General features: G+C 45.0%; 14 protein-coding genes. 4 read left to right on the top strand and 10 right to left on the bottom strand.

Annotated features, from left to right (window positions below; translation table 11 throughout):
• Positions 1-190: 190 nt before the first annotated feature.
• The gene (locus tag AC50YO_RS12675; protein WP_494847298.1) at positions 191-997 is read right to left on the bottom strand and encodes an alpha/beta fold hydrolase; all 807 of its coding nucleotides are present in this window, start codon (positions 995-997) and stop codon (positions 191-193) included.
• Positions 998-1159: 162 nt separating this feature from the next.
• On the opposite strand from AC50YO_RS12675, the gene AC50YO_RS12670 reads away from it, so the two are divergent.
• Positions 1160-2104: a helix-turn-helix transcriptional regulator gene (locus AC50YO_RS12670; protein WP_494847296.1), complete on the top strand. Its 945-nt coding sequence runs from the start codon at positions 1160-1162 to the stop codon at positions 2102-2104.
• 100 nt (positions 2105-2204) lie between these two features.
• Here AC50YO_RS12670 and AC50YO_RS12665 read toward each other — a convergent pair whose 3' ends face one another.
• Positions 2205-3392, bottom strand: coding sequence for an oxalate decarboxylase family bicupin (locus AC50YO_RS12665; protein WP_494847295.1), 1188 nt, complete (start codon positions 3390-3392; stop codon positions 2205-2207).
• 402 nt (positions 3393-3794) lie between these two features.
• Here AC50YO_RS12665 and AC50YO_RS12660 point away from each other — a divergent pair, with 402 nt between their 5' ends.
• On the top strand, positions 3795-3998 hold the full coding sequence (locus AC50YO_RS12660) for a hypothetical protein (protein WP_494847293.1): 204 nt from the start codon (positions 3795-3797) through the stop codon (positions 3996-3998).
• Positions 3999-4138: 140 nt separating this feature from the next.
• On the opposite strand, the gene AC50YO_RS12655 is transcribed toward AC50YO_RS12660, so the two are convergent.
• Positions 4139-5074, bottom strand: a complete 936-nt coding sequence (locus AC50YO_RS12655; RefSeq protein ID WP_494847291.1) for a YobF C-terminal domain-containing protein — start codon at positions 5072-5074, stop codon at positions 4139-4141.
• A 328-nt stretch (positions 5075-5402) separates the two neighbouring features.
• Here AC50YO_RS12655 and AC50YO_RS12650 point away from each other — a divergent pair, with 328 nt between their 5' ends.
• Entirely contained in the window at positions 5403-6482 is a 1080-nt protein-coding gene (locus AC50YO_RS12650) for an AI-2E family transporter (RefSeq protein ID WP_494847289.1), read from the top strand.
• 65 nt (positions 6483-6547) lie between these two features.
• Here the strand turns inward: AC50YO_RS12650 and AC50YO_RS12645 are convergent, their stop codons facing one another.
• From AC50YO_RS12645 to AC50YO_RS12615, 7 genes are all read right to left on the bottom strand, one after another.
• Positions 6548-6739: a hypothetical protein gene (locus tag AC50YO_RS12645; RefSeq protein ID WP_494847288.1), complete on the bottom strand. Its 192-nt coding sequence runs from the start codon at positions 6737-6739 to the stop codon at positions 6548-6550.
• 158 nt (positions 6740-6897) lie between these two features.
• On the bottom strand, positions 6898-7599 hold the full coding sequence (locus AC50YO_RS12640; RefSeq protein ID WP_494847287.1) for an ABC transporter permease: 702 nt from the start codon (positions 7597-7599) through the stop codon (positions 6898-6900).
• Positions 7596-8522, bottom strand: a complete 927-nt coding sequence (locus AC50YO_RS12635; protein WP_494847285.1) for an ABC transporter ATP-binding protein — start codon at positions 8520-8522, stop codon at positions 7596-7598. The genes AC50YO_RS12640 and AC50YO_RS12635 overlap by 4 nt, the downstream gene beginning before the upstream one ends.
• Positions 8523-8617: 95 nt before the next feature.
• Entirely contained in the window at positions 8618-9556 is a 939-nt protein-coding gene (locus tag AC50YO_RS12630) for a sensor histidine kinase (RefSeq protein ID WP_494847283.1), read from the bottom strand.
• A 2-nt stretch (positions 9557-9558) separates the two neighbouring features.
• Positions 9559-10260, bottom strand: a complete 702-nt coding sequence (locus AC50YO_RS12625; RefSeq protein ID WP_494847281.1) for a response regulator transcription factor — start codon at positions 10258-10260, stop codon at positions 9559-9561.
• A 219-nt stretch (positions 10261-10479) separates the two neighbouring features.
• Positions 10480-11712, bottom strand: coding sequence for a peptidase (locus AC50YO_RS12620; protein ID WP_494847280.1), 1233 nt, complete (start codon positions 11710-11712; stop codon positions 10480-10482).
• Positions 11713-11926: 214 nt separating this feature from the next.
• Complete coding sequence (locus AC50YO_RS12615) at positions 11927-12334, bottom strand: GNAT family N-acetyltransferase (protein ID WP_494847563.1); 408 nt, start codon at positions 12332-12334, stop codon at positions 11927-11929.
• Between the two features lie 266 nt (positions 12335-12600).
• Here AC50YO_RS12615 and AC50YO_RS12610 point away from each other — a divergent pair, with 266 nt between their 5' ends.
• Positions 12601-13323 (top strand): GntR family transcriptional regulator, encoded by a 723-nt coding sequence (locus tag AC50YO_RS12610; protein WP_494847279.1) that lies wholly within the window; start codon positions 12601-12603, stop codon positions 13321-13323.
• The last annotated feature ends 19 nt before the right edge of the window (positions 13324-13342 follow it).

Here is a 13342-nt window from a genome sequence, read left to right as displayed (position 1 = left end):
GTATATAGAATAATCGTCATAATACCAAATTCATTTGTAAAGCACAAAACCCCTACAGAAGGCTCTGTGGGGGTTTCATGCTTCATACTAGCATTTATTTGTCTTAGATATTTAATGAGGAACATCCCACACCATAATTGGCGCCCTATTCAAGGGACTTCTCTTCCTGATACTTGTTGCTATTCCATGCTTAGCTCCTCAAAAAACCGTTTACTGCCTTATAAAAACCGTCTAAGTCATCCGAATGGACGCCGTGACCGCATTCTTCAAAAACCTCAAGCTTTGTATTAGGCCTTCGATTAGCCATTCGCTGCGCTTCTTCCAATTGGAGAGCCCAGCTTCTTTGACCATGAATCAGCAGAACAGGACAAGCGGTAGAGAGCCAATCCTCCCACCAGACTCCATTCGTATTCCGTGTCGAGATTATGATCCCTTGTATATCAAACCGGAATCCCCAACCTTTCTCATCCTCAAACGCACTTTCAGAAAAATAATCAATGGCCTTGAAGCCTGTCTCAATAAGCGCTTCTCTTAGCAGCTGCAAAGAAGCTGAACGTTTGGGAAGGTTCGCAGCATAAGAAATATCGTGGTTCAATTCTACACCGATGTCCTCTACTATGATAGAATTCACTAGTTCTGGATAACGGGCCGCGAACTGATAAGCATTCACTCCCCCCAATGAATGACCAAGTATCGTGACAGACACCCCACCGAGCTCTTGTCGAATCAGGCTGAGAATATCTGCGATATAGCTCTCTCGTGAGTAGTCCTTTTCCGGAGGATGCTCACTCCAACCATGACCGCGCTGGTCTAAAGCAATCACACGCCAATTTTCGAATTTAGAGGCTAGCTTAGCAAATTCCCTGCCATTGCCCATATGCCCATGCAGCATAAGCAGGATCTTCTGACCTTCTCCGCCAAAATCCAAATAAGAAAGCTTCAAATCTCCCGATTTAAAATATTTTCTGATGCCAATAGAATGATGTGAATTTGTCATACCGCCATCTCCTTTATTTGAAAGCTATCTCTACTTCGACATTTCATAAAGCATCTGACGTGTTCGTGTTCTCTTCCAGCTATGTTTATCTAGGCTTGCTTCCTATTGTAGATTATAATAGTGACAACTATTGTCATGAATATAAAAAATCGAGGTCTTGCTATGTCCAAATCAAAACGGCTTATGGAAATGATGATGACCGTTAATCGGAAGCGTCGATTCAAGGTACAAGAGCTTGCCGACGAATTCGGCGTGTCAACGCGAACGATTCTAAGAGATTTACAAGAGCTTAGCGAGCTGGGGGTGCCACTCTACTCGGAAGTAGGTCCGCACGGAGGATATCAGGTTGTGAGAGAAAGAGTCCTGCCTCCAATCGCATTTACTGAGGAAGAAGCCGTGGCGATGTTTTTTGCAGTCCATGCCTTGCGCCATTACTCCTCGCTTCCATTCGAAGCAGAATCCACCTCGGCGTTAAGCAAATTTTACCTCCATATGCCTGGAGACGTCCGGGACCGCATCGATAGCATGAAGAATCGGGTCGACTTCATTACGCCAGCAAGACGAGGCGATGCCCCCTGCTTGGCCGTTCTACTTGAGGCTGCCGTTCGTCAGCAAGTGCTTGAAGTGGACTACGAATCGAGAGAAGAGGGAACATCCAGCCGCCGCATCCAGCCGATCTTCATTTATGCGAACAATGGTTTCTGGTATTGCAGAGCCTTCTGCTTCTTGCGCCAGAGTATCCGTGTGTTTCGGTGCGATCGGATTCATAAGGCGGTGTATGATGTGTCCGGTATTGAGCCGCTCTCACCCTATGATGCACGCCTCAGCAGGCGAGAAGCTGCGAATCTGCAGGGGCCGATTCGAATTCGCGCAGAGCTGAGTCGAGCCGGCGTCCAGCGCTGCGAGACCGAGCTGTGGCTTGCTCCCATGATACATGTGCGTGAAGATGGAAGCGGTACTATAGCTGCGAATGTGGATCGCGAAGACATTCCCTTTTTCACGGAATTCTTTATCGGCTTGGGAGAGGATGCTGTTCTAGAAGAACCGCAAGAATTGAAGGCTTCAATTCACAAGAGGCTGTCCCAATTGCTAGCCCGATACCAATGAGCCGCTCTTCCGCAAAAAAACGCCAAATGACCGAACAAGACTACACTTGTTCGGTCATTTGGCGCTTAACCAACAACACCTCTTGCTAATACTACGATTGCTATTTAGGATAATAGGAAAATCCGGGATACTTAACTACTGGCCATTTCTCCTTGCGCAGTGCATTCAGCAGCTCCGGTCCGACCTGCAAATTACTCGCAACCACATCTCTAGGGGTAAGCGCCATCCACTGGTTCAACGACACATCCTCGAATCGGTCGCTCTTGAATATTTCCAAAAACCATAACGTATGATTGCCCGTATTCTGAATATAATGCCCATTCGCAAAAGGAACATAGCCGACATCACCGGCTCTATAGTCAAAGGTGCGGGCTGTGCCATCCCCTGCAAACACGGTCATTCGCCCCTGGCCCGTAAGGTAATATTGCCACTCATCGTTATTAGGATGCCAATGAAGCTCCCGCATTGCACCGGGCTCAATCTCAACCAGCGCTGCAGCGATTGTCTTGGAAATAGGAAAGTTAGTGGAATCTACGATTCGTACGCTTCCGCCAGGCGTTCGAATCGGTTCCTGCGCTAACAGTTGGTGCTTGAAGCTGTGCGGAATGGTACCGTAAGGGGAAGCCACCTTCTCCTTTTCCAATGGGCCTGGCACCTTGTCTTGGTAAATATAGACCTGTTCACAAGGAATGTGGTCGAAGGCACTCATCGGCACTCCGAAATTGGCAGACAGCACGTCCTTTGGCGTTCGTGAGAACCAATCGGAGATAGACAGGGTGTTAAGATCAGAGAAGCTGCCGTCATCAAATACAAGCAAAAACTCGCAGTGCTCCAGCCCCTGAATCGAATGCGGAAGTCCTGGGGGAAAATACCACAGGTCGCCCGGACCCACGTCAGCAATGAAGTTGCGCCCCTCTTGGTCTACAGATGTAATGCGCGCCCGACCTAATATCATATAGGACCATTCAGCTTGCTGATGCCAATGCAGCTCTCGAACGCCGCCAGCGGTCAAGCTCATATTTACGCCTGCAAGTGTAGTGGCAATGGGCAGCTCTCTGACTGTAATTTCCCGTGACCACCCCCCTTTATTCAGGGTCATAGAAGTATCGGAGAATGAGAACTTCAGGTTAGGGAGCAAGCCGGAATCCGTAATAGGCGGAACCAGCATATTAGGGTTTTCAAGATCGCGCATAATGTCCCGGGGACCGCTATCGAAACCGCCAGCGCCGTCATTTCGGATGGGCTGAGGTACTTTTCCATTCATCCCTTGATTTTGTCTGGGATCCATTTCATCGCCTACTCTCCTTGAATGGCATTATCGGCCTCTTATTCTAGAAGATATATGAATGATCATCTGTATTCATGACTTTCGACAATGTGCACTCGTCTTCTCTTCTGCAAGCCGAATAAGGGAGTCCCAAGAGGAGTATGGATGCTGGATAGATCGCTTACTTAGAATAAAATGTTGCAAAAAAATTTCTGTGCCGCTATTTCCTCATCTGATCTATGATGCTGCCTGCGCAAGTAGATTGTGGTCAAGCGGCAAGCTCTTCACTCTCTAATATTCGATTATATAACCATTTAAATAGTTGCTCCAGGAAGGACTAGCATTCGCTAATTGGTGAATCCCATTACGCTTTTCCACGCTATATACCGGTAAAAAAACGAGACAGTGAAGCTGGGTTCACTAGTGGAAAACCAAGCTTCTCGACTAGAAACCTTAGTGGCGCTAATCCTCGATCAAGCTCGTAAAGTAATCCTTTTAGCGAAAATATCCTCATTACATAGTGAAAATGCTTCACTAAAGGATGCTCAAGCAGGTGATCTAGCTTTACTCACCTGCTCTTCCACCAGCGGTTCAAAAATTGTCCTTGAAGCTGCCGCACCTGCCTGACTCCCCTTTGACAGGCGACTGGTCAAGCGATAATCTGTATTAGCTCAAATAGGCGTCAGAATAAGAGTAGAAGCTGCCTTCTAACCTCATTCTGACGCCTATTCCTTTCGATTACATCGATAACCTGTACAGAGTCAGCTTCACTGGAATAGAGCCTCTCGGAACTCGTCCTCCCGATCTGCCAAATCATGCAGCGCCTCGCCAACAGCCTGCCATTTCCCTTGAACAGCGAGCGAGTGGCATCGGCCAAATACTTCAGACTGCCCTAGCTTAATCTCACTTAGCCGCTTATTCTCGCTTTGGAAAAACTCACAATAGTTTAATGCGCGTTTGGCTCCTACTTGAAAAGCAAAATGGGTTAAATGCCCCTTCAGACCAAGCGGAATCTCACCATTCTGCACCTTTTCCTTCAATACCCTAATAGCGTCGCTGCCTACTTTCCAATTGCGTGCAAGAGACTGATTCTCCATCTCGGTATATACGTCCCGGAAATAGTGAATCCCCTGCTCAATGATTTCTCTCTCCCCCGGATGCCTTTTCCGTGTTGGAATACACCAGTGATGATAGGCCAGATCATCCGGATATAGACGGTATTGCAGCTGGCTTGTTCTACTGGCTCTTACCAGTTCTTCTATACAAAGCATAACATACGGGTACCCTGCCGGATCATGCAGATGAACCATTCCGTTCTCAATCTTAAAAGCCATGACATAATGGTCACAGCCATGCAGATTCAGATAGTTAGGCATATAACTTAAATAGCCCATGTCCAGTGGCCCTAGCATGACAGGATGCTGCTGCATAACCTCAGTCAGTAGCTCTATCCATTGAGACTCCGTCTTACTGGTGTGTTCGGTGTAAGCGAATCCCAATATGTCCAAAGCCTTGCTTACGCCAATATGCGGGACTCCATTGGAGAAGAAGATCATGTTGTCCTCTTCGAACCAGACTGCCCCAAGTCCTACGCCCGTCAACACTTCAATTCGGTTGGGCGATATTTGTTCTCCGCTAGCATCAAGCAGCATAGATGTTGAGTTGGCATAGCAATAAGCTCCATTGCCTACATAACTGAACATTACGTCACTACTCCCCTTTGAGCTGATCGCTTATTGAACCAGCCTGGATATTCGTTTGGTTAATCAGACTTCTATTTGTTTTCTTTCTGAGTTTGCTGGCTCCAAGGATGGATGATTAATGATGTTAAACTGGATAGCGATATCACCAATTACATTTTACACCAAAAATTAATAGCAGTTGAAAAAATATACATAATTAATCAAAGAATACCCGTCTAATCCTGTGATAAATCCCACACTAGCTTACTTTACTTGAATATCCCCTATGAATTTGTCTATGATGTATAGGACAATACTTCGCAGGCATTCATACATTGGAGGGGAACTCTTGACCTTATTGAATCGTTTCATCAAGATAGCTACCGCTATTCTATTACTGCTCGGCATTATTTTTATGGGTTCACTCGTTGATTTTATTTTTAAGCCGTTATTCTCATTGCTTAGCATCATTATGATTCCACTGATGCTGTCGTCCTTCTGCTATTATCTGCTGCGTCCGCTCGTGAACTGGATGGAGAGGCCTAAGCTGAATCGTTCATTAGCCATCCTAATTATTTACGTCGTGATCGCTATATTGTTTAGCCTATTTATAATCGGAGTGTATCCTTCTCTACGCACGCAATTTTTCAATCTGGTCGATAATGCGCCGAATCTATTCAATGCCTTGACCAAGCAGCTGCAAGAGCTCGAACAAAATGAATATCTATCTGGAATCTTCCCTACGAATGAGAACCCGCTGTCCAAGCTGACGGAATATCTGAACAAGGGCTTTTCCTTATTAACAGATTATCTGGCAGGCATGTTCACTTTCCTCTCGGATTTCGCTCTTATTCTGTTCACCTTCCCTATTCTCTTGTTCTACATGTTGAAGGAAGGGAATAAGTTCGGTCAGCAAATTGTTCGTTTTATGCCTAAGAGATTCCGTGAGGACGGCCGCGAGGTCATTAAGGATATTGATCTTGCTCTTAGCGGCTTCATTGTTGGGCGAGTCGTGGTTAACCTCGCACTCGGTGTGCTGATGTATGTGGGATTCCTCATTATCGGACTGCCTTATGCGCTATTATTGACGGTCGTAGCTGTCATCATGAACTTTATTCCTTTCATCGGTGCCATTCTGTCGGCCATACCCATTGTTATCATTGGCCTAATTGAATCTCCTTCTACAGCCATATGGTCACTAGTGGTGATTCTAGCTGCACAGCAAATTCAGGATAACATTCTATCGCCTTATATTTTCGGTAAAAAGCTCGATATTCACCCGCTAACGACGATTATCCTGGTCTTAGTGGGCAGCGATGCATTCGGAATCATCGGCGTGATCATCATCATTCCTGTCTATATGATGGTGAAGATCGTAGTCGTAAAGCTGTACCAGCTATTCTTCAAGAAAAAGTGGGAGGATGCTTAGACAGAGCAAATGGGCGGGGTCCCCGGTAAGGGAGCCCCGCCCATTCTCTATTATAAAATCATTTTCTATACCTCTGGTGGCAGCTCCGGCCTGATCTCGGGTATGACATCCGGCTTAATCTCCGGAGGTGATGGTTCTGGAACCACCTCAGGAACAGGCTGGTCTGGCCGAATCTCAGGAGGAGACGGCGGTAGAATGCTTGGTTCATTGTCAGGAGGAATCATCGGAATTTCTGGGGGCTTATCATGATTAGCCATAGTTCAACCTCTCCCTTCGCTTATAAGCATGATTACCCTAATACCGCTTCACCCTAACAGTTCACCATCTACCAATTCATTCCCGCTCATTCTAATTCCCTCGTAATTGTCCTCTGTACTATCTATAGACGGAAAAATTGTAGGAAATGGATCGAATTCTATGTAACATCCACTGTATCAATTCGGCGTATCGCCCACCAAGCCAGCGCTATGCCAACAACAGCCAAGCTTAGCGGAATGTAGATAATAGTAGTCAATGAGATGACAGGATTATGCATGGTTGTCAAGGCTACAATTAGTAGTGAGGAAATAATAGTCGCCGGTACCGAATGCTTGCGCATGCCAAAGTACAACGGAACCAAGCTTGTTCCTGCGGCAGCAAAAGCAAAGGTCACAATTTGTGTAAACTGCGAAATATAGTCTGTCGCTTCAGGCATACCCTGTTCTACCGGAATAAACTGCACAAAGTGATTAATGACGGTAAACGCACTTAATGTGAATAGATGTGAAATAACGATTGTGATAAAAGTAATGCCCATAATAAGCAGAAGCTTAGAGGTGAGCAGCTTCTTGCGGCTAACTGGGTACATAAATAGAACAGTAATCGTTTTATTCTTATATTCATTAATAATTAGTTTGCCAATTAATACAGCGGCCATAACGATAAAAGTCGCTCTAACAAAAGACCCTATAAGGATATAAGCCTCCTCGATACCGCTAACTGCACTTCCTCCTTCCAACTGCTCCACGTAACACACCAAGAACATAAAAAGAACGATAATCACATTAGCTATTGCAGCTGACCTCACATACCAGCCCAACTTCATTTTTTCCAGTTCCAGCTTCATGATTGTCATCATCGGCTTTTCACCTCATCCCCTTGAATCAAATCAAGAAAATACTGCTCCAATGACGTGTATTTCTTACTCAAAGATTCGACTCCCACGTCATTTAGCGCGAGCGTCTTCGAGATCGTTGTCTGCAGATCGCCCGATTCGAAAATTCGGATCATATTATCATCTATGATTTTAAAATTAGTAAGCTTCAGTTGACCCGCCAGCACCGTACAAGCCTTAACCCGGTTGGAGGTAATCAGCTCAATATATTCAGCATGCTGCCCCCTGACTTCTTCCATCGACACCTGCTGAATAAGTCTGCCCCCGTTAATAACTCCGATTGTATCGGCTATTTGCTCAATCTCGCTCAACAAATGACTGGAGATGAGAATTGTCATCCCAAAATCCTTACTTAGCAACTGCAGCAAGCTCCGAATTTCTTTGATACCCGCAGGATCAAGCGCATTAATCGGCTCATCTAGAATAAGAAGCTCTGGTTTTGTCATAATAGCCCTTGCGATAGCCAGCCTTTGTTTCATCCCAAGCGAAAAGTTCCTCACTGCTTTATCCTCAATATTGCGCAAATGGACCATTTCGAGCGCCTCGCTGATTGCATTCTTGCCATGATAGCCCATATACGCATTATGCAGATCCAGGTTCTGCTTGGCTGTCAGCTTGTCATAAAATACCGGCATTTCGATCATGCTTCCCATTCTTCTAAATACCTTGTAAGAAGAAGGCGTTAATGGCTGTTCGAACAATTCAATGTGCCCGGCAGTCGGCTTAACGAGGTTCGTGAGCATTTTCATAATCGTTGACTTGCCTGCCCCATTGGGACCGAGAAATCCATAGATTTCTCCACGTTTTACATTCATACTTACATTGGATACGACATCCTTGCCATTGAAGCTCTTCGTCAAGTCATTCGTTCTTATAACATCCGTCACTCTTGCATCTCCTCTCATGTCTTGCTAACTAAGTCTAAGTTTATCGAAGACGCTTATCTTATTTGTTGCTTATTTCTAACAAATATCTTAAGTTGTTAATAGTTCATCCGTCTTAGAGCAACTGAGAAGGTCGTTCTCTCATATGGAATGCTTGTCAATGTAATCTCTCCATCCATTTCCTCTACTAATCTTTTCGTGATCGTTAAGCCTAAGCCGCTCCCTTGGAATGCTTTGTTCCTTGATTCCTCCAGTGTGAACATCCGCTCGAATACGAGCTCCAGATTACTTGCAGGAATGCCTTTTCCGCAATCTGACACTTCAATTCTAACGAACTTATCATCACAGACCACCGCTATTCCAATCCATTGTCCATCGGCGCCGTACTGTATCGCATTAGACAATAAATTGTTCAGCACTCGCTCCAACGCCTCTTCATTCGCCAAGGCATAGACAGGGATCTCTGACAGCTGAATATCGACCTCAAGGCCGCTTGCCTGTATGCTATCGTAAAAGGACAGTATGCTTTTTTTGCTCAGCTCATTCACGTCTATTCGAGATAAGGCCAAATTACGATCACCTGCCTCCAGTCGGGCAAGATCGAAGAAACCATTCATCAGCTTAATAATTTCTAATGTTTTCTCATGGATTAGCCGCAGAAGGCGCTCTCTTTCCTGCGGACTGATCGAGTGACTGCTTTGTATGATCTCGACATAGCCTAGCACTACGGTAAGCGGGGTCTTCAGATCATGCGAGAAATTCGCAAGCATTTTTTTCATGGAACGCTCCGTTTTCCTATATTGCGCAGTTATACGCTGGTTATAGTCTAGCAACAGATTAAGCTGTATAAGCAGCGCCTTTAGCTCGCGATCCTCCGTCATGAGCAGCAGTTGCTCCGAAGAACGCTGTTCCCCGAGCAGCTGGCTTAGGCGCTGGGCTATATCATCTATGTGGGAGCTCCTCCCACGTCTCTTCAGAAACTGAATAACGTTCAAGAGAAAGAGCAGCACAATGATGCCTACTAGAAATTTAACCATATTTAAAATTCACCCAGCTTATAACCAATGCCCCATAATGTCTTGATATATTGCGGTGAGGACGGCTCATCCTCTATTTTCTCTCGCAATCTGCTAATATGTACATTAATCACATTCTCATCGCCAAAATAATCATCTTGCCATACCGATCTATACAGCTGCTCCTTCGTAAATACCTTCGTTGGATTCTCCGCCAACAGCTTCATAATTTGCCATTCCTTCGCTGTCAGCTTAATAGACTTGCCGCGCTTGCTTACATCAATGTTATCCGTATCAATGGTCAGCTCATGGACACACAGTACACGCGGCTTCGCCTGTTCCTGATTGCTCGAATATAGCGTCGCTCTGCGGATCGCCGCCTTTACTCTGGCAAGCAGCTCTATCATCGAGAACGGCTTGGACAAATAATCGTCAGCTCCAAAGCCTAAGCCTAGTGCCTTATCGACGTCTCCATCTTTGGCAGATAAGATCAAGATTGGAACTAGGCTGTTCTCCCTTATCTTCTTGAGGATATCTATCCCGCTAAGCTTTGGCAGCATCACATCGAGCACGATCAAATCATATGGGCCATGCTGTTCAAATAATTGCATAGCCGCTTCTCCATCTGCCGCATGGACAACACGGAAGCCTTCCATCGTCAAATATGCTTCTACCATCTCGCTAATAGCTCGGTCGTCCTCAACCAGTAATATGCTCTGTTTCATGTATTCGCTCCCGCTATCGAATTTGCTTATATGTCTAATATATTCTATCCTGTTCATACATTGAAGGGGGAGTGCGAAGGCAAGCCTTAATGATCACACTTAAATGATGATACAATCGCACAATAAAAAACAGGATGGAGCAGAAATTACCTGATCCATCCTGTTTCTATTTTAAGTGATTCGTTGCTTTTGAACAGCTACCTTACAGAAGCATCTCAATTATCTAGGCTGTATCGCATTCTCATCGGACACTACGATTACAATCTCGGCATTCGTGATGCCTGGCAGCGACCTCGTCATAGCCGCGGAATGATAAGCCTTAATTTTCGTGCCTGCTCTTAATTCTGTTTCTCCAGTACCAAGCGGAATAACTTTCGTCTTGTCTGAGATGTTCAGAATGACATCATTGCTCATACTTTGATCAGAGCCTACATTCACGTACACTTGACCTTTCGATGTGCGATCGGATGCCATAATGGTACCCTCGATTTTATTCGTTTCTGCTGCTTTAACGACGATTTTGTCAGCCGTTGTTTGAGCCGGATAGATCATGGTCATCGGACCGCTGTAATAAGCATCGACACGTACATCCGTTTTCAAGGCATCAAGCGTCAACGGCTTGCCATCTTCACCGACGATTCGGGTATTTTTATCCGCGCTTAGAATGACATAATCCGTTCCGCCCTTCTCCATCGGTTTACCGATAACCGTATACTTACCGTCCGCGACATTTGTTATAATACCGCTCGTGCCTGCTGCTTCCTGCGCTTCCTCCACTGCTGTGTTCACCATGACATAGTTCGTCGTAGATTGAGGCGGGATGCTCATAGTCACTTCAGGGCCATAGAATGCCTTGATGCTCATACCAGGCTTAATCGCTTTTGCTTTAATTTTTTTGCCGTTTTGATCCAAGATCTGGGCTTTTTCTTCAAAACGCAGTACAATCGTATCTTCATTTTGCGTATACATATCTGTACCTTTTATGACAATCCCATTGTCGATAACTTCAGTTACGGTTCCATTAATTCCAGTAAAAGCTTTGTCCTGCACGACAAGAGTTAATGCTGTGCCGCGTGCCGGTATGCTTTTCGTAATATTAGGACCATAGTAAGCTTTAACCACTTTTTTCTCGTCTATAATCGTTTGCAAGGAAACCTTCTTGCCTTTTGCATTTACTATTTTCGTGTTTTTCGTTATGGAAAGAATAATTTCGCTTTGGTCTGTCGCAGCAATGCCACGACCTGTTACCGTAATGAATTTACCTGTTTTATCATTAACGTAATTCGTAATTTGACCCATTGTACCTGGGTTGACCTTGGCATGATTCATTACGGGCCCATGCCCATGATGATTGCTCCGGGACGGAACACCCTGTGCGCTTGCAGCAAGTGGCATAGATGCCAATGCTAGAATAGATGCTGTGGCTAACACTTTGTGCATTTTGTTCTTCATTTGTCATTCCTCCTATGGTGTAGAATCACACTTGCGAGTTTGGCAACAATGATGAGCTGTGCTTGCTTACCTATCCTACAGACGAAATAATTCGCGATATGTTGCACACGTTATTGATTTACCCTATATCCCAGATAATTAACCATTGTTACATTAGAATAAATTAATAATATAATTGCAATATGTAATTTTAAAGAAATTAATAATTAATATATTAAATATTTTTACTAAACATAATTTCTAAAGGCTCTTGCTCCAACAATAAACATCCTGCATCCTTATAGCCTAATTTTCGATAGAAATGCTGCGCTTCTTCATTAGCCAGAGTAGAGGTCATCACCCGCTTACAACCCTGCTTCCTCATTTCATTCTCCCAAAAAAGGACCGCCTCTTTTCCTATCCCAGTGCCTCGGTACTCTTCCTCAATCCAGATCAGATTCATGAACGGCGTATTATCCCAGAAAAAACTGAACCTCATCGAGCCGATCCTTTCACCCTCTTGGTTACGCAGGATGTATATTTCTTTTCCGTTTATTTTGGACCGTATTAAGCGCTCTAATAAATGCTTGTCCCCTTCAAAAATATAGTTATAATCTGCTTCCGTCGCATAAGTAATTAACACACGCACTTCCCCCTTACTAATCAAATTGCTCTTGTCACCTAAATTCTTCAAGCCCGCTGCCTTTTCCTTTGTTCTGCTTGATTTATAGTTGACAGCCATTTCATTGCTCTGTATAATTCCGATTATCCGGATAAGAATTTAATAAATACACTGTTTACCAGTCCACTGGAGACACTCATTCAACATTGAATGGTGTCTCTTTTTTGTTTTAACTGGTAATGACCACATCATCAGTTAAAGGTAAAAAGAGACGTTGGGGGATCTATATGAATCTATTGCAAAGCTCTGTACCTCTGTATTACCAATTAAAGAACTTCGTAAAAGAAAAAATTGACAATGGAGAGTGGCCCGCAGGTTCGTCCATTCCAAGTGAGCGAGAGCTGGAACGTCTGCTCGGCCTAAGCCGAACACCAATCAGACAAGCTCTAGGAGAGCTGGTAACGGAAGGCCTCTTGGAGCGCAAGCACGGCAAGGGTACATTTGTAGCCGAGCGTGTCATCTCGCAAACGACTACGAAGCTGGTAGGTCTAGTAGAGCATTTGCATCAGCAGCGGCTGGAGCCTGTGATCGTAGTGAGGGACTACACTATTCATGAAGCCCCCGAGGACATAACCGAAGCACTCTGTATCCCTTCGGGAACGAACATGATTCACGTAACCCGCCAGATTTTCGTTAATAGTATCTGCGTCCTTACTGATGACAACTTCTTTAATATCAGCTTGGGTCCATTCCTCACAAGGGAGAAGCTTGAGGAGAGCACGGTGTTCGATCTGCTCGAGAGCAACGGCGTGAATGTTGCCAAGGGATCACAGAGCTTTACGGCAGCTCTTATGAATGACACAATCGCGGAGCGATTACAGAGTGAGCCAGGCTCACCTGTGCTAGCTATTCGCACCCTGCTATTCAATGATCGGGGACAGCCGCTGCAATGCAATCTTTCCTATTGTCATCCCGAGCATTATACCCATCAGATCCTTCTAATCCGTTAATTGAGCTTGAGAAAGAGAG

The sequence above is a fragment of the Paenibacillus sp. J22P59 genome (assembly GCF_059383895.1).
This window is presented reverse-complemented; position numbering and strand designations above follow the sequence as displayed.